We start from the raw sequence: 16,585 nt of genomic DNA, 5'->3' as shown, positions 1-16,585 counted from the left end.
TAAAAGTAGAAGCCTGCGGATATCCCGCAGGCTTCTACTTTTGGCCCCTTCAAATCAAATCTGCTGAGCCTCAGCCTGTGCCGACTTTCTAATCGCCGTGTTCCAGGTTGCCCTCAACTCTAGCAGGTGGTTTAATGCCTCTTGGGCAGGCGCAGTCTCTTTGCGAGTGTTGGCCGCAATTAATTGATGAATCATATATTCATAAATCTGAACAAGATTGTGGGACAGTTCATATTCAAAATTAAGGGAAGCCACAAGCTCATGAACTACCTGCTGCGCCTTGATTAGATTAGTGTTGGATTTCTGCATATCCCTCTGCTGAATCCCTTCAATTCCTGCGCGTGTAAACCGAATGGCTCCATCGTACAACATCAATAAAAGCTGTGGGCCGGATGTCTGTACAGCTGACTGTTGATACTTCATAAACGGGTTCGTATTCATCCTTATACCCCTTTGTCGAACATAATGCTTTCATGCGAACCTGCATTCCCATAGCCTGCTTTTTGTTTTTTTGAACTGTTGATTCTCTGAATGCCCGCTGCAGCCTCTTGCATTAAGGTCTGCATGTGCCCCAAGATGATTTCGTCGTATTGTGAAATGCTGCCTAATAAAGCACGCTCAACTTCCGATATCGCGCTTCTTTCATGCACTTCTGCTGCCAGAGCTTCTCTCAGCTCCGTCAGCTCCACATACGTTTCATAATCTGCAGGCTGTGCCAGCCTTGCCAGGCGATCGCTCTCTGTCAGGACCTCTTGAATAAGCTGCTCCATTTTATCCATTAAGAGAACAGGCTCGCCTGCGCCTGATAACGATTCATAGCCGTCTCCATCGCCGTAAATTGCTTGTAATAGGTCGTTTCCCAACGATCCATTCGCGCATTGAAGTCGCTGATGCGAGTATTCAGCATTCTTAATTGCTCACTGATCAGGCTGGATTCCAGGAAAGCCGCATCCTTGCTTGTACTCACTTTGGAGGTGCCCGCTTTTGAAGACAAACTTTCAATGCCTGTCATTAAAATGTTGGAGAGACGGTTAAACAACCCGTTGTCGGGGTTCGTGGCCGAGTTCTTCTTAGCCGTGTCTGTCTCTTTGGTTTGTTGTGTAAACAGCTTTTCGAAGGCGTTAGGATCAGCCTCTATTGCGGCACGAAGCTTGGCCTCGTCCTTGATCACCAATTTCCCGCGTTGCTGCCACTCACCTGTTTCAATGCCGAAGGAAGCCAGATTAACGCTCGCGCCGTCAATCGTAACGCTTGTCATCATCGCAAGTCTCAGATTGTCAACCATAGTGGTCAGAGCAGGATCCCGACGCAACAGTCCGCTGCGCGCCTTCTCTTCCCAGAGCTTGATTTCGTCATCCTTCATTTCTTCTTTCTGGGCACTTGTAAGTGGCGAATAGCTGCGGTAACGTTCCTCATTCAGCTTATTGTTAACCGATTCCAATAGATCATTGTAGTCCTTAATAAAAGACATAATCGAATCTACAATACTATCAGTATTGGACTTAATGGATAAGCTGCTTATAGCGCCATTCGACTTTGCATTTAAAGTAATTTCAACTCCGTCTTCCGTAAACGTATTGCTGTTTCTCTCTACTGCAATTCCGTTAATGACGACTTTAGCCGTACTTCCAATTGTCGTATCGACATCTGTTGGCAAATCTGATGGAAGAAACTTAGTCAGCAGCGATCCGGTTGAATTGTCCCATGTAATCGCCGTTGCTTCTGTTGTTTTCGACGTTAAAGAAAGCTTGCCGGAAGCGGCATCAATGTATGCCGTTACATTCATTTCTTTATTGGCGTTAATTTTGGCAACCATCGAATTCAGCGTATCCGTCTCATCCAATTGAATCGACTTGTTGTTGATAGTAATGTTCACTTTACCGCTGTCCAGCGTGTAGTCCAGAATTCCCGCTGTTTTTAGCTCCGCGAGCGTTTTGGTTTTATCCACCTGTCCCACGCCCGTCTTACTGACGACAGACGCGTGGACTCCCAACTCCGTAACCTCAATCGTCATCGCTCCAGTAACGGCTGATGATGAGGCATTGGCGCTGACAGCCGACGAATTGCCGGATATGGTGACCTGCTTGGAGTTCAAGGAGCCTTCGAGGCTGTAGTTAAATAACTTGTTGTTACGCAAGTCAATCATCTTGATGTTCAGATCCCGATACTGCTCTCGCTGCCATTCCAATGTCGTTTTCTGTTGTGTCAGCTTATCCAGGGGCGCGCGCTTGGCTTTCATTAAATCCTTGACCAAGGTATCGATATCAAGCCCCGATGAAAATCCGGTAATCCGTGTAACCATTCTTATGCCCTCCCTCTATATCTTCTCATCGACCAGAATACCGGCGATTTCTTTCATTTTAACTACGAGATCAAGCGATTTCTCCGGAGGAATTTCCCGAATCAGCTCTCCGGTTTCCTTATTGAATACTTTTATTGTCACAACATTCGTCGCATCGTGAACCTTCATTTCAAATCTCGTCTCCGGACCCTCAAGAGATTTGATTGCGCGGTCAATCAATCGGATTAATTGCTCTTCTCCCAACGAAAGCTTGACACCCTTCAACTCCGCTAACTGCAGCTGTCTTTCATTACGCACTTGTTGAACTGCCGAATGGTTGGACTGTTCGTGGTTCTGCTTGACAGGTTCAGCAATAGGGCTATTTGTGGAGGGCGAATAGCTCGCTGGCTGAACATGAGTCGAGGATTGCACGTTCATGGTATCACTCCGCTCCAGACAATATTAGTTTACTAATTATATCGACTGTTCCACATCCAAATATTAGCTTAAACATAAAAAAAGGCCTTGGAATATTCCCAAGGCCTTTCTCTTTGATCAAGCTTAACGGAGCAAGGACAGTACGCCTTGCGGAGCCGAGTTCGCTTGCGCAAGCATCGCTTGCGAAGATTGAAGCAGGATTTGGTTCTTGGTGAGCTCGACCATCTCCTTCGCCATATCCGTATCGCGAATACGGGACTCGGAAGCCGTCAAGTTCTCGATTGTCGTGCCCAGGTTGTTGGAGGTATACTCCAGGCGGTTTTGCATAGCACCCAGTTTAGCGCGCTCTTTCGCGACCGTTTCAATAGCCGTCTCAATCGTGGAGATTGAAGTAGCACCAGCCAAGCCTTGAATGCTCGTAGTCGTAATGCCTGCGATACCAATCGTAACGGTGTTATCGTCAGCCTGGATCGACACCGTGCCGCCGGAGATGGAGATTCCGTTGAATTTGGTGTTCGTAAGAATGCTGTCGATTTGGTCGGTCAGATTCTTCAGCTCGACTGCGATGCTGTCTGTCTTCTGAGTCGTCGTGTAAGTACCTGTAGCATATTGAACGTTCAACTCTTTCATCCGAGTCAGCATGGCGCTGATTTCGTTCATGGCGCCCTCAGCCGTCTGAATGAAGGAGATACCGTCTTGAACGTTGCGCTGCGCTTGCTCCAGACCGCGGATTTGACCGCGCATTTTCTCGGACACAGCAAGACCAGCCGCATCGTCGCCTGCACGGTTAATGCGAAGACCGGAAGACAGCTTCTCCATGTTCTTGCCTGTTGCAACGTTGTTCAACATCATGTTGCGGTGGTTGTTCAGTGCAGTAATGTTGTGGTTAATACGCATAATCATGTTCCTCCCTGAGTGTACAAATTGAGATCCGCATCCTTGCAAATCTCCTGTTACCGGTAACAAGTCGGCCGCCCTGTTCCGGTGCTAATAAGTATATCGGTTTCCTGGATCTTTATTTTAATACTGCAGCCGTTATTTTTTCATCTTTTTTAATTGCTCCGACAACGCCGAAATATCCTCTACCTGCGCAAGCGCATGGATATTCGATTCTTTAACGGAAAGTAGAAGTTCCTTCCGCACGATCGGCATTTCTTTCGGTGCGGAGATCCCCAGCTTGATCGTATCCCCGTCGACCTCCAGCACAGTAATTTCTATCGCATCCTGAATGATAACAGATTGCCCCTTTTTCCGTGAAAGCACGAGCATTCCTCTCGCCCCTTTCTAGCGTCCTGCGGACGGCTCAAATAAGCGATGTCTGGTAGAATATTGGGTACTGGTCAGAATAACCTGCCTGCCCTTGCCGTTCACTCTGTTCACAACAATCGGGGCAACCAAATTTACAGAAGCTTCGCCCGCTTCCCCCCGAATAGAGACAATGGAACGAATCAGCAGTTCCTCCGCCTGACCGACTTGCAAATCCTCGCAAGCCGTCTCGGCCAAGTCGAACTCATAATCTTCAAACAGCAGAAACGGATCAACAACAACGAACCTGACCGTTTCCTGGTCTGCAGATTGCAAAGTGCCGAAAGGTTTGTTGTTTGCATCCTCCATCAGGACAAAATTCTTGCAAGCCTCGAATCCGGGAAGCCCTTCTTTGAAATGTATCCCTATTGACTCGATGTTATCCATTTTCGGTTCTGCAGACATCAGGCTAACCTCCCATAAGTCGCTAAAATCAGAAAAGCTATAAGCGATAAATCGCTTACAGCCAATAATAACATACTCTCTTCTCTATTATGCCGTAATATCTATCTCCGGAGGAGTGATCGTCACTTTAGGATACTGCTGCATGTAGATGCTCACGGATCCTCGATGAAACTGGATATCCGGCCGATGAATTTGCGCATCGACGGTCAGCTGTCCGCGTTCAACCTGAACGTTTACATCATTGGGCATATATTGAAACGCAATGTTGGCAGGAGAAGCGTAGCCGTATATTTGCAAATCCGGAGCCCCCTCGATAAAGGCGCTTAGCGCCATATCCGGAATCGGGTTTCCTTTAATACGCAGATCCCCCAATCTATTCCCTTTCTCGACGATTTGCTGAATATTTTGATCCGCGATTTGCTTGTACTGAGAATATATCCGATTCCAAAAGGACTGCGGTTTCCCCCCATTAAGCGCATCGTTGGTCAAGCTTTGATCAACTCTTAACGTGCCAGGTCGATTGTTCGCCGTAATGGTCGCTTGCTCGGATTTAATTGTCAATTCAGGCTGCGGTCTACGGATTTCAAACTGCCCCCGTCTCGATTCAATTCCTATAAGCCCTCTTTGCGAGTGGATACTAATCATTGGAATCATCAGGCGAATACCTCGCTCCCGAACTATCTCAAGAAATCGACCAAGGAAGGCTGAATAACTTTGGCGCCCACGGATAAGGAGGCCTGGTAAATCGTTTCATTGACCTTGGCTTTAATCAACACGTCCTCAATCTCCGCGTCCTCGGTTTTCGATTGGAGCGTCGTCAGATTCAAATTCAGATCCTGCAGTCTTTGCTCCATGAGTTCGACACGATTGACACGAGCCCCCAGTTCAGCGCGCTGGGTCAGTATTTTGTCCATTCTGGAATCCAGAAGCGGGAGCTGATCACTTACTGCGGAAGTATTCCCGGATTCGAGATTGCTAATGATCTGATCCAATACGTTGAACAAGTTATCATCTTCGTTCTGAGGCGCAGTCACTCCTGTCGGGGGAAAGCCAAACACTTCATTTCCGGTCAGGTTGACCTTTATTGAAATCCCCGAACTAATCATATATTCAATGCCTAAATCATCTGTAATCTTGCCGGCTGCATTCGCCAGGCTGTCGTAGGGCTTCTCGTCGGTAAACTGTCCGTTGAAAACATACTTCCCCTTAAACTGACTGTTTCCGATTTCCACCAGTTGCTCCTTCAACTGCTTTATTTCTGCTGCAATATTATCCAGAGCAACGTTCGGATTGGTGTCGTTGGAGCCTTGAATTGCCAGCTCTTTGACCCTTTTGACTACATCCCCGACCTGTGACAGCAAAGTATCGTTGAAATCAAGCCAAGACGCTGCAGAGTTAACATTCTCCTGATAGCGTTCATTCAATGACAAATCGCTTCTATATCTTAAGGAATACGTGATGCCGACCGGGTCGTCGGAAGGACGATTGATTTTCATCCCGGTAGACAGCTGCTCTTGGAGTCCCTGCATCTGCGACATATTCCGATTGATGTTGCGAAGCAATTGATTGGTTATCGTTCCTTGAGTTACACGTCCCAACATTTCGTTTTCACATCCTTCTTAGATTCCGGAATTATCTACCAACCGTACCCATGCCATTAATTATCCTGTCCAAGGTCTCGTCAATCGTCGTCATGAAACGAGCTGCCGCATTGTAGGCATGCTGGAACTTCACCATGTTGCTCATTTCTTCGTCCAACGAAACGCCGCTCACCGATTGACGACGAGAGTCTACTTGATCCACTACGATTTTGGCATTTGTTGTTTGACGATTAGCCTCTTCGGCCTCGACGCCGAGTTGACCAACAATTGATCGGAAGAAATCGTTAACAGAACCCTGCGCAGTTGCAGCTCCCACAGCGACAGATGAAAAATCAATTTTCATTTCACTGAACTGACTGATCAGCATTGCCAGATCTTTATTTCCTTTTACGACAGCTTCAGGTGTACCCGTCGTTCGCATCGACGAAGCAATATAACCGGCATCTGCAAGAATATTCGCATTTAATGACATGTTGCCTGCAGTCAAAGGTCCACCATCATTGGAGGCGAAGAACGTACCTCCCGCTTGCGGAGGATCCATCATTGTATAGCCGAGCTGATGCAGACCGTTTAGACCTTTAACGGTGACAGTCAAAGGAGAGGTCAACGTACGGGCAGTTCCGGAGTAGGTGATATTATCCAAGGTGATGCCGTCGGGCAAGACAGCCCCTGCAGGAATTGTAACGGTAATATCTCCATTAGCCAAACCGTTGACAAGCGTATTCAACTGCTGCTGATAGTTGGCAACATACTGGTCTCTGGAGATAATCATGCCGTGAACTTCTCCACCGCTCAGATCCCCGCCGGCAAAGCTTGCCTGCAAACTTTCAACGGTTACCGGCGTGAATTCTCCGTTATCCACCAGTACGGTTCCGCCCATCATGACCTGATACTCGCCGTCGTTCGTTTCCACGCTGGTCACGTTAATAACCTTGGACAACTCGTCCATCAATAGATCCCGCTGGTCGCGAAGATCGTTAGCGTTATCTCCCAGGCCTTCAATCTTCCGGATCTGTAAATTCAAACTTGAGATCGTTTCGAGAGAGGTGTTAATCTGGTTTGCTTTTACACCAATATTCTCGGTTATATCTGCGCTCAACTCTTCCAATTGACGCGCTGTCTGATTAAACGCATCTGTCACAGCCTTGGCTGTCTCGCGCACCAGTTTCCGCGCAGTAATATCCTCCGGGTTTTCGCTTAAGTCATGCCACGACTTCCAGAAGTTATCCAACACTGCACGAAGCCCCGTATCGGAAGGTTCGTTTACGATCGTTTCGAGCTTTTGCAGGGTATCCGCCTGAATCGACCAGCTACCGTGCGTTTTATTTTCATTTCTAAACTGGGAATCGAGAAAGTTCTCCCGAATTCGTGTAATCGAACTGAATTCCACACCGGTTCCGAGCTGCCCCGGCGTCGTCGAGCTTGACATGCCGATCGCCTCCATCGGCTTGGAGGCCGTCATGTTGACGACTTGGCGAGTGTACCCGACCGTATTGGCGTTCGCAACGTTGTGTCCCGTCGTTTGCAGTGCCGCCTGCTGCGTGAACAGACTGCGCTTGGCCGTTTCAATCGCGTGGAAAGTGGAGCGCATCATGAATTATCTTCCCCATTTCACCGTAAGTTAAGAAGATTAGGCTTTAGAATCAAAGAACCTGAGCTTATTTTGCCCATACGCCGATTCGGTCGGCTTCTTGTATACGTAATCTTGATCGTCATAGGCGCTGGCCAGGAGGTTCAAGGAGAAATCATTAAACTCGATGGATTGCTGCGTCAGCTTCATATTCAGCTCATTCAAGGCTCTAATGCGTTCCACAGCAGCGCTGAGTTTATCCGCGAGGTTGGAAAGCTTCTTTTTGTCTTCCGCGTTCGTAATCATTCGAATGAGACTGGCCACCGTAGTTGAAGGTGTCGGGTTGAAGCCCGCCTCTCGCAGAACGGCATTGACAGCTTGCTGCCGGCGCCCTTCAGCTTCGGTAATCAGCTTGACCAATCGGGATTCCTTAGTCACCATCTCGTTTAATACGTCGATATCGTTGGCAACCAAGGCCTCTTTTTTCCGTTCGGCATACACGATCATCTGTTCATGCTGCAGTAGCAGCGTTTCCAGTGCCTCGCACAGTTCATGAAAGGACATGCCCATCACCTTCCGTTAACAGAGTTGCGTACAAGTTATTCTCGAACGAAAGGCAGCACCTTCTCGGCCAGCTTACCCGAATCAATATGATAAGTTCCTGTGGCAACTTCATTCTTCAGACTCTCGATCCGCTTCGAGCGGTTGGGGTCTTCGGCACGCTGGGCACCCAGCAATTCCATCGCCTCCGCCGAGAATTGAACCTCGTCCTTGCGGCGCTTGCCGGAAGCCTGGTTGGCACGAATATCCGATTGCTGTTGATAGGTGCGATAAGCGCCTATACGCTGAGTATCATTTATTTTCATGGAGATCACCTCAATAAATAAAAAAGACCGATAATAATCTATCCCTATTATCGGTCAACAAATATGAAATGTTTAGTCATCACGCTTAATTATCGCGATCGCGCAGACGATCGCCAATCTGATAGGTGCCTTTCTGCCGCTCTTCGTCGGGATTGTATCTGGCTCCGCCGGGAGAAGTCGCGTTCCTTACGTCTCGAACCAGACGCTTCTTGCACGCCTCGCACAGATGTCCCTCGCGAATCAGCGTACCGCACGACTCGCACGGATACGACAGGTTGGGAGCGTCCATCAAAGAGATCCGGCCTTCGCGCACCCACTTGGTAATCTGCTTGATGCTGACCTCCGTCTCCTCGGACAGCTGCTGAATATCCATGCCTTTATTTTTGCGAAGATGCTCGGCACATCTCTCGTAGTCCTTCTCCAATTGCTGATAGCAGCTGTCGCAGACATCGCGGAAATTTTTGGAGAACAACTTCCCGCATTTCGGACAGTAGGTTAAATTCACGCCATCATCCCCCGATCTCCGACATCAATCGACTATTGTTATCTGAATTATACTAAAATTGTCAAGCAACCGCCAGAGGTTCGACAATTAAGCGGAAGCCGTCGTTTTCGCTGCCGGTTTCCCGTCCCGTCTCGGATCAGCGTATGCGGCTTCAAGCTGTTTCGGTACGCTGCCGAACAGCAGCCACGACCATCCGGTCAGTCGGCTGAGCGCGGTAACGACGACCCAGGAGATCAGCAGCGCGAGCAGGAATCCCCCCGCGTACCAGGCATGATGGATCAGCGTACTTCCCCCGGAGACCGGGAATTTCCGATAAACGAGCAGCACAAGCGGATGAACCAGATACACTCCGAACGAGACGATCCCGAGATGCCGCAGCCGCCCGACCCAGAACGAAGTGTTCATTTTTCCGCCGATCAGGAACGCGATCTGAATCAGCACCAGCGGAGTGAGCATCGTATAGATATCCCATAATCCGTCGTACAGCGCATTGTGATAACGGGTCTGATACATTCGTGCATTGTAGAATATCGTGACATAAGAGATTCCCGCAGCCAACCAAACGCCCCAAAGTGCGATCCATGCCGCCAGCTTCGTCGCCGTGATCTTTTCCTTGGCAATGATCAGCCAGTCCTTGATCCGGTCGAAGTAAATCCCTAGCCACGCCCCGAGAAAATAATGCCCGAAGTAAGAAGGCGACCAGCTTCCCCGATTCGTTACCTGCCAGTATTCGCGGTTAAGCAGGAAGAATGCCCACTGTATGCCGACGCCGATCACAATCGCGGACGCGGCGAGCCATTTATAACGTTTCATCAGGAACAGGAAAATCGGAAACAGCAGGTATAGCTGTATGCTGATAAACACAAAATACAAATGCGTATAAGCCTGCCCTTGCGACACCTTGCTCCAGAAGCTCGGCCACATCTGCGACAGATCCCAGGCATAGCCGTTCTGGTACCATCTAAGCACGAAATACAGCGTCGAGAAGAGCAAATAAGGCACGATAATATACATCAGCCGATTGCGATAAAACTTCTTAAAGCGCTGAAACGTAAGCGGCTGCGGATAATAGTTGTAGAACAGCACAAAGCTGCTGAGCAGAATAAAGGAAGTCGTTCCAATCTTGGAAAAGATGTTCAGGAAGTTGTAAACCCCGAACATTCGGTTATGAAGCATATCGACCGTTGCGAACGAAGTGGAGTGCACCATGAGCACGCCCAGGATCGCGAGGCCGCGTACGATGTCGATTTCGTTTAATTTAGCGCGACGTTCCATGACTCCTCCTTTAATTCCAGGAATAATTTGGATGAGAACGTATTTCCGAAGTCACCCTATCATAGCATAAGGCGAACGCCGTCGAAAAGCGAGTTTCAATGGAATCTCTCGCGTTTTCTGCTAGGGCGCGTATGCATACACGCCTTAGGAGCGAGCCCAGAGCAAGCCATAGATTCGGCACGGCGCATCCGGTTCGGTCGCCTGTCTCAGGACGCGAGCGCACTCGTCGAGCGTGCTCCCGGTCGTATACACATCGTCAAGCAGAACGATATTCCCGGAAAAAGAGCCGGGATGAGCGGCCGCGAAATTGCCTTTCATGTCGACAACGCGGCTGCGACGGGTTTTGAGACTTTGTTTCTCGGTGTGGCGGAGGCGATGCAATAAAGGCCGATAAGCGATCCCATACCACTCGGCCAATCGGAGACCCAATCGCTCGGCTTGATTAAAGCCTCTCTCCTTCAACCTTTCCGGCGCCAGCGGCACGGAAGTGATAATCGGGAACGAGGCGCCGGGCGCCGCATGATGCAGTCTTTCGAACGCGAAAGCCAACATGGCCGCAAGAATGATCTCTACGCCCTCGTTGCCACGGTATTTGTAAAGTGCCAGCCAGTCCCGCATCGTGTCGGTGTAACGCACCGCGCAGCGGCTAACCGCGTAGGATCGGTTTGCTCTACGGAGGCAATCCTCGCAGGTTTCCGCCCGTCCGCAGACGCGGCAGATCGGATGCACGATCCATGGAATCGCCTGCCGGCACAGGCCGCACAGCGAAGCCAAAGCCTGTCTCGGCGCCGGATGCTTAATCGGTATCGGCACGGCCGCCACGTTCCCGGCTTGGCTGCCGTCACGCCCGCAGATCGGGCATTCGCGCTTTGCTGCGGCAAACCAGGAGCCCATATTTAATCTCATTCAAGATCACTCCTATTTGGACGAGGTAAACGCTGGAAAAGTTACAAAGACGACTGGCAGCTTGACGCAAAAAAGCTGCAGAAGGAGCTTTACTTGATGGTTTCTTTCAGGTATCCTCTGCGTTTTGCGGCGCGGTTCATCGTTTGAATTTGCCGGATTGAGCTTTTCTGGGAGGTCGTCCATTCCGGAGCGCCATAATAGACGAAACCAAACGGATCGTCTCCCGAGCGTCCCGCCCTCCCTGCCATCTGAACGAGCGAGGCCGTGTCGAACAACGAATTATGAGCGTCGAGAATAAAAACATCGCTGCGCGGAATCGTAACGCCTCGTTCCAGAATCGTCGTTGTCACGAGCAACTGCACCGAACTGTCGCGGAAAGAAACGACCTTGTCCCCCCTTTCGTCGTCTTGAGAAGACGTTCCTGCAATCGCTGTTGCAGACAATCCGAGGCTTGATGCGCGTGCGCGGAGCAGACGCACCATCGGTTCGACCTGCTTCACGTATGGGACGAACAGGAATACTTGCGCTCCGCGGGCGACCGATCGACGTATCGGCTCCAACAGCTTGCCTGGCAGGGCTTGTTTGCCGATTATGTGACGGACAGACGGCAGCTTCAGTCTGCGGGGCACCGGCAGCGGATGACGATGATAGCGGACCGGAACTCTTGCGTGGACCAGTTTCCCGCGGGCTGCATCGCGCTGCATAGCCGCTGGAGGCGTCGCACTGAGATAGACGGTGCGGCCGTCGGGTTTGCCGCATTTGGCCGCGGCGTAGTGCAGCATCGGGTCGTTGTGGTAAGGAAAGGCGTCCAACTCGTCAATCAGCACAAGGTCGAACGCTCCCTGAAAACGAAGAAGCTGATGGGTGGTCGCCAGCGTTAGCTCACCTTCCTGCCAGCGGTCCGGACTGCCCCCGTACAGAACGACAAGGCTCCTGTCCGGGAACGCCTTGGCCAGCCTCGGCGCCAGCTCCAGCACGACATCCCGCCTTGGCGTCGCCACCAGCGCTCGCCCTCCCCTTGTCAGCACGGAATTAAGCAGCGGAAAAATCATCTCGGTCTTCCCCGCTCCCGTAACCGCCCAGAGCAGAAACGACCTCCCCCGGGAAGCGGACGGAGCCTCCAGAAAAGCGAGCGCTTGAGCCGCCGCATCGCTTTGCGCGGGGCTTAGCCCCCAGCGTTCGATGAGCCGCCGCTTGACGGTGGCCGGGCTTCCTCCATTGACGAGCAAGTCATGCATGGCTGGGCTACCCGCAACGGCGGATACACCAAGAGCGGACGTGCGGCCAGCGGTGGCGGGCACGGCAAGGGTAGCCGGACGGATGGCAGTGGCGGACACGCCGATGACGAGCAGCTCGCATTCGCGGCTGCGTCCCATCGTCAGGCAAGCCTCGCAATACGCGCAGGCTTGCCTCCCGCACGCGGCGCAAGCCGTGCGCCGCAGCTTGTCCGCGCTGCCGCAGCGCCGGCAGCGCAGCACCGGGGCGCGGCAGCCAGGCCCGCGCCCCCACAACAGCCGAGCGCGGCGCAGCGCCCGCTCGGCCCAAGCAGGCAGCCCCGCCGACGCGGGGGCTGCAACATCGAGGGCCACGGCGGCGGTCAGCCGCACGGCCCCCAAGAGCGCCGCGAGCTGCAACGCAGCAAGCGGCTGGACGCCCGGCAGCGCGGCGTCCAGCAGTTGCTGCGCCTCCTCGCGGAGCAGCGAGCGCCCGGCCAGACGCTCGGCCGCAGCCCCTGCCGCTTCGATCAGGCTCGGCTCTACGCCCGCGCCCTCCGGCTGCTTGATTCTCTCTATCTCTCCCATGTAACCGGCCGCTCTAACCACCTGCACTAATTGATCCGCCCAGCCCTTATGCGCTTCTCGCTTCTCCTCTTTCCCCTGCCTGGAGCTCATCATGCCCCGCGGATCTGTTCCCAGCAAAACATTCTCCTTCCCCAACACCTCACCCGCCTGCTCCTGCTCCTCCGCCAACAATCGACACAGATGTTCCGCCTCCCCCAATGGAATCTCGTCTTGCAGACGAACGATTTCTTTCGCTCTGCCGCCCCAATACAGAAGATCTGTCTTCCAGTCGATCGATATCTTCGTCCTGCACTCCATCCCCGTCCATACCGCATATAAAATAACCTTCACCTGGCTCCCCTCCTGCTTGAACACAGACCCTTGATCTGCTCCTGCCGACGTCGTTCCCCGTCATCCCCTCTTTTCCCCGTTCCAACAACGCAAAAAACACACCTGCGCCGACGCGGCGATTCGGTGTGCTTCACCTTTATTTTTATCTTCAAACCAGGGCGTGCATACACACCCTAGGTTAATGAACCGATTCCTTAAGCTTGTTAATTCTATCGGCAGACAGGCCGGTCATCTCTTCCACCATTGCCGGATCCAGCCCTTTTGCCAGCATTTTTGCGGCAATTTCCTCTTTGCTCTTTAATATCCCTTCTTCCCTACCTTCTTCCCTGCCTTGTTCCACGCCTTGTTTCAGCCCTTTTTCCAACCCCATCTTCTCCCAAGATGTCATCCATTCCATTATCGCTGCCTCCTCTTTGTGATTTGTGCGATCTATTTTCTTGAGCAAACGCTCGTTTTCGGAATTCGTTAATTGCAAATACGTTTCAAAAAAAACAGTCAATAGCCTCATCCTGGCAGGATCCAGCCGCAAACGGGTCATCATGCGGAGAAATTCGAACTTGACCGCGACCCGTTCCTTTTTATTATATCCCATACTGCTCAATAGCGCAGCAGCCACCGGATTATCGGTTTTCACAAAGCGACGCCAGCTTTTCTTGCGCAACTGGATCGCATAATACCGAAAAGTCACCACCTTCAAAAATGGAAATGCCCAACCGAATCGCGGCGGTTCTTTTAGCTGGCGGGAGTGACTAAAGACTGCAATCGGAAGAATTCGACGCCGATATTTCTCGTACAGCTTGCCGGAATAAAGAAACATTCGCTCCGGAAAATCCTCTTGAAAGTAAGACTGCGGTTCCAGATGAATAATAATGAGCGCCTTATGCTCCGGTTCAGTCGCTTCGGTTCCTTCCTCTTCCAACAGCAGCGTTTCTACAACCAAGTCCGCGCGCTCTGTTGTTCCGCCGACCAGGCCGGAGAATAATTCCTCAGACAAAAACTTCACATGGGAATAATCGATGATCGCCGAAACTTTTGGGAAAAACAGTTCCATAAACTCTTTAAAAAACGTCTGCAGCAGCTCTTTGAACAAACGATCATGATCAATACTCATTCCCTAATCCCCCTTTCCACCGCCTGCCCGCCGATAAAAACAGAAAAGCCGCCCATTCTCCAACAGGAGAAAGAGCGGCGTGTTCTTCACGACCGAGCTTGCTTTATTTCTTTTATCGTATCACGTAGTGACCGACGAATCAATCTATTCTCATTATCGTCCGTTAAGTCTCACCGCTTCGTACCTATCGCTTCCGTCCTCTTTCCATCTCTCTCTACTTTCCGTACCTTTTGTTTATTCTCTACTTTGCAGCCCCATTGCCTCTCGCTGACGCAGCCCGCCGCCTTTCCCCCTCAGCGAGGCAGCCGCTTCACATCCTCTGGGCGAGCCAATTCCACCCATACGACACTTGGATCCGCAGCAACAGAACCGACCAGTTCTTCCCCTCGCCCGCAAACTCTCTCGTCTTTCCGTCCGCCGTTATCGGGCAAGTCCCGTCTCACCCACTCAATCCCCACATTTTTACGGGCCATACGCTCCAAAATCGGTCCCGTCTCATCCGTCGACCGGTCCAGCACAACCGTAATGCCAATCTCCGTTCCCGTCCTTCTCGAAAAATGCTGAATCGCCCGAATGTATCCTTCAATTTGCATTTGATGATTTCCCGCGACCAACACGTAATGGCGACGTCCAGCGCCAGCGCTTCGACGAATAAGCCAGTGCGCCAATGCCATGGCCGCAACATACAAACCGACAATCCAAAACAGCTCGGGAAGCATGTCGGCTCCTCCTTTGCTATGCAGGTGAGCGACGGTTGACCCCGCGCCGGACTTTTCCGCTCCAGCCCACCGACCGTCTACTCGTTCCACAATATATGCCGCCGGCTGACTAGTGGTTCCCTCGCTAGTTCAATTGCACCCATCATCATTCTTTCACAAAATACAAAATCCCATTATTATTTCATAAAGCCAACCACGGTGCCCAATAGATTACGCCATCAGTTTACTTTTTTATCTATTCAACTCGCTGTTGATACGATCTTAATGAAAGTTACAACAATATCATGAAAAAGAATACGTCATACTACACAAAATGTTCTTTATACTACTTAACCAACCTTTGCCGAACCAGCATCGGCGGATACGGGGATTTTTTGTTTACTTGAATTTGTTAATAACCTGCCCGACTTTATCCCGGGAAGTTCCACCAACCAATACATGACTGAGGCAACCAAGAAAGTAGCCATTATTGAAAAAACGCAAATTGTCCAAACAGGAATGACGCCATACAATGCATGTAATAGAGCCAGTATTATTATAAAGTGGTATAAATAAAAGCTGTAGGATATCTTCCCTAGAAACAAAAGCGGCTTAGACATAAGGTATCTGACAAAAGTCTCATCTGATAAAGCTAGAGAGATCAGTATGATAGCTCCTGTGGCAGATACCCAATCGTTTATAACTCTGATGTGTATAATTCCGAGATTGGGCAAGAGCCAGTATGGATATGTCAGTAGTAGAACGCTTGTAACAAACAACAATATTCTCGCCGAATTTGCAAGAGTTTTGTAGTATTGAACAACATCATCTGTATATTTGGCGAGTAAGGCCCCAAAGATAAATAGGGATGCGTAATGCAGTGTTATGAAAAAGTCAATATTAGAAGATCCAGTTAATTTACTTAACCCGAATCCTATGAAAGACAAAACGAATGCTATTGTAACGTTTAATCTTAAACCATACCGCATCACAATATACATTAGCAGAGGAAATACAATTGATATCCTCATTTCATGAACCAGAGACCAGATTGGTCCATTGAAAGCATGCGTATCGTAATTGCCAATAAATAAAAAGTGATTAATAAAAGAATTCCACTGGAATTCCGCCCAGTGATTATTAATCCAACCACTTAAACTAGCAAAAGAACCAGAACCGGTATAGAACATTTTGTTCAAAATGATTGCAATTATAACAGCAACAACAAACGGGATGTATAGACGGCATAGCCTTTTAATAATGTATTGCGGATATTTTTGTTGCTTGCCTTTTAAATAAGTTAGAGATAGCACATAGCCACTTAAAATGAAGAAGATTAATACTGATTCATGCCCTCCCCAAAGGATTCGAAGGGGACTTTCTCTTAGTAACTTGAGTGTTGCGAAAAATATGTTGTCGACGAAAGCCGGTTAAAGCCAGGATATTAGAAGGTTCGTCGAAAGAACGAATAGAAGAAGGACATCAACCTTGG

At 50.2% G+C, this 16,585-nt stretch carries 19 protein-coding genes; all 19 read right to left on the bottom strand.

What is annotated here, in order from left to right; all coding sequences use genetic code 11:
* Positions 1-54 precede the first annotated feature (54 nt).
* Positions 55-441: a flagellar export chaperone FliS gene (gene fliS / locus ACFFT4_RS15015; RefSeq protein WP_378048925.1), complete on the bottom strand. Its 387-nt coding sequence runs from the start codon at positions 439-441 to the stop codon at positions 55-57.
* Between the two features lie 2 nt (positions 442-443).
* Entirely contained in the window at positions 444-779 is a 336-nt protein-coding gene (gene fliT, locus ACFFT4_RS15010; protein ID WP_378048924.1) for a flagellar protein FliT, read from the bottom strand.
* A complete protein-coding gene (gene fliD / locus ACFFT4_RS15005) occupies positions 779-2,302 on the bottom strand; it encodes a flagellar filament capping protein FliD (RefSeq protein WP_378048922.1) in 1,524 nt (507 codons plus the stop codon). The genes fliT and fliD overlap by 1 nt, the downstream gene beginning before the upstream one ends.
* Positions 2,303-2,317: 15 nt before the next feature.
* The gene (locus ACFFT4_RS15000) at positions 2,318-2,719 is read right to left on the bottom strand and encodes a flagellar protein FlaG (protein ID WP_378048920.1); all 402 of its coding nucleotides are present in this window, start codon (positions 2,717-2,719) and stop codon (positions 2,318-2,320) included.
* Positions 2,720-2,842: 123 nt separating this feature from the next.
* Positions 2,843-3,616: a flagellin N-terminal helical domain-containing protein gene (locus ACFFT4_RS14995; RefSeq protein WP_378048919.1), complete on the bottom strand. Its 774-nt coding sequence runs from the start codon at positions 3,614-3,616 to the stop codon at positions 2,843-2,845.
* A gap of 138 nt (positions 3,617-3,754) precedes the next feature.
* Positions 3,755-3,988 (bottom strand): carbon storage regulator CsrA, encoded by a 234-nt coding sequence (gene csrA, locus ACFFT4_RS14990; RefSeq protein ID WP_378048917.1) that lies wholly within the window; start codon positions 3,986-3,988, stop codon positions 3,755-3,757.
* Between the two features lie 15 nt (positions 3,989-4,003).
* Positions 4,004-4,429 (bottom strand): flagellar assembly protein FliW, encoded by a 426-nt coding sequence (fliW, locus tag ACFFT4_RS14985; RefSeq protein ID WP_378048915.1) that lies wholly within the window; start codon positions 4,427-4,429, stop codon positions 4,004-4,006.
* 87 nt (positions 4,430-4,516) lie between these two features.
* Positions 4,517-5,083, bottom strand: a complete 567-nt coding sequence (locus ACFFT4_RS14980) for a DUF6470 family protein (RefSeq protein WP_378048913.1) — start codon at positions 5,081-5,083, stop codon at positions 4,517-4,519.
* 23 nt (positions 5,084-5,106) lie between these two features.
* A complete protein-coding gene (gene flgL, locus ACFFT4_RS14975; protein ID WP_378048911.1) occupies positions 5,107-6,030 on the bottom strand; it encodes a flagellar hook-associated protein FlgL in 924 nt (307 codons plus the stop codon).
* A 31-nt stretch (positions 6,031-6,061) separates the two neighbouring features.
* Complete coding sequence (gene flgK, locus ACFFT4_RS14970; RefSeq protein ID WP_378049019.1) at positions 6,062-7,621, bottom strand: flagellar hook-associated protein FlgK; 1,560 nt, start codon at positions 7,619-7,621, stop codon at positions 6,062-6,064.
* Between the two features lie 39 nt (positions 7,622-7,660).
* Positions 7,661-8,164 carry a flagellar protein FlgN gene (locus ACFFT4_RS14965; protein ID WP_378048909.1) on the bottom strand — a complete coding sequence of 168 codons (504 nt, stop codon included), beginning with the start codon at positions 8,162-8,164 and terminating at the stop codon, positions 7,661-7,663.
* A gap of 35 nt (positions 8,165-8,199) precedes the next feature.
* A complete protein-coding gene (flgM, locus tag ACFFT4_RS14960; protein ID WP_378048907.1) occupies positions 8,200-8,466 on the bottom strand; it encodes a flagellar biosynthesis anti-sigma factor FlgM in 267 nt (88 codons plus the stop codon).
* An 85-nt stretch (positions 8,467-8,551) separates the two neighbouring features.
* Complete coding sequence (locus ACFFT4_RS14955; protein WP_378048905.1) at positions 8,552-8,971, bottom strand: TIGR03826 family flagellar region protein; 420 nt, start codon at positions 8,969-8,971, stop codon at positions 8,552-8,554.
* Positions 8,972-9,058: 87 nt separating this feature from the next.
* Positions 9,059-10,246: an acyltransferase gene (locus ACFFT4_RS14950; RefSeq protein ID WP_378048904.1), complete on the bottom strand. Its 1,188-nt coding sequence runs from the start codon at positions 10,244-10,246 to the stop codon at positions 9,059-9,061.
* A 144-nt stretch (positions 10,247-10,390) separates the two neighbouring features.
* A complete protein-coding gene (locus ACFFT4_RS14945) occupies positions 10,391-11,152 on the bottom strand; it encodes a ComFC family protein (RefSeq protein ID WP_378048902.1) in 762 nt (253 codons plus the stop codon).
* 89 nt (positions 11,153-11,241) lie between these two features.
* Positions 11,242-13,284: an ATP-dependent helicase ComFA gene (locus ACFFT4_RS14940; protein WP_378048900.1), complete on the bottom strand. Its 2,043-nt coding sequence runs from the start codon at positions 13,282-13,284 to the stop codon at positions 11,242-11,244.
* Between the two features lie 178 nt (positions 13,285-13,462).
* Positions 13,463-14,395 carry an Rpn/YhgA-type helix-turn-helix domain-containing protein gene (locus tag ACFFT4_RS14935; RefSeq protein WP_378048899.1) on the bottom strand — a complete coding sequence of 311 codons (933 nt, stop codon included), beginning with the start codon at positions 14,393-14,395 and terminating at the stop codon, positions 13,463-13,465.
* A gap of 293 nt (positions 14,396-14,688) precedes the next feature.
* Positions 14,689-15,114, bottom strand: coding sequence for a glycosyltransferase family 2 protein (locus ACFFT4_RS14930; protein WP_378048898.1), 426 nt, complete (start codon positions 15,112-15,114; stop codon positions 14,689-14,691).
* Between the two features lie 329 nt (positions 15,115-15,443).
* A complete protein-coding gene (locus ACFFT4_RS14925) occupies positions 15,444-16,430 on the bottom strand; it encodes an acyltransferase family protein (protein WP_378049017.1) in 987 nt (328 codons plus the stop codon).
* Positions 16,431-16,585 lie beyond the last annotated feature (155 nt).

The organism is Cohnella cellulosilytica, assembly GCF_042431195.1.
GTDB lineage: Bacteria > Bacillota > Bacilli > Paenibacillales > Paenibacillaceae > Cohnella > Cohnella cellulosilytica.
This window is presented reverse-complemented; position numbering and strand designations above follow the sequence as displayed.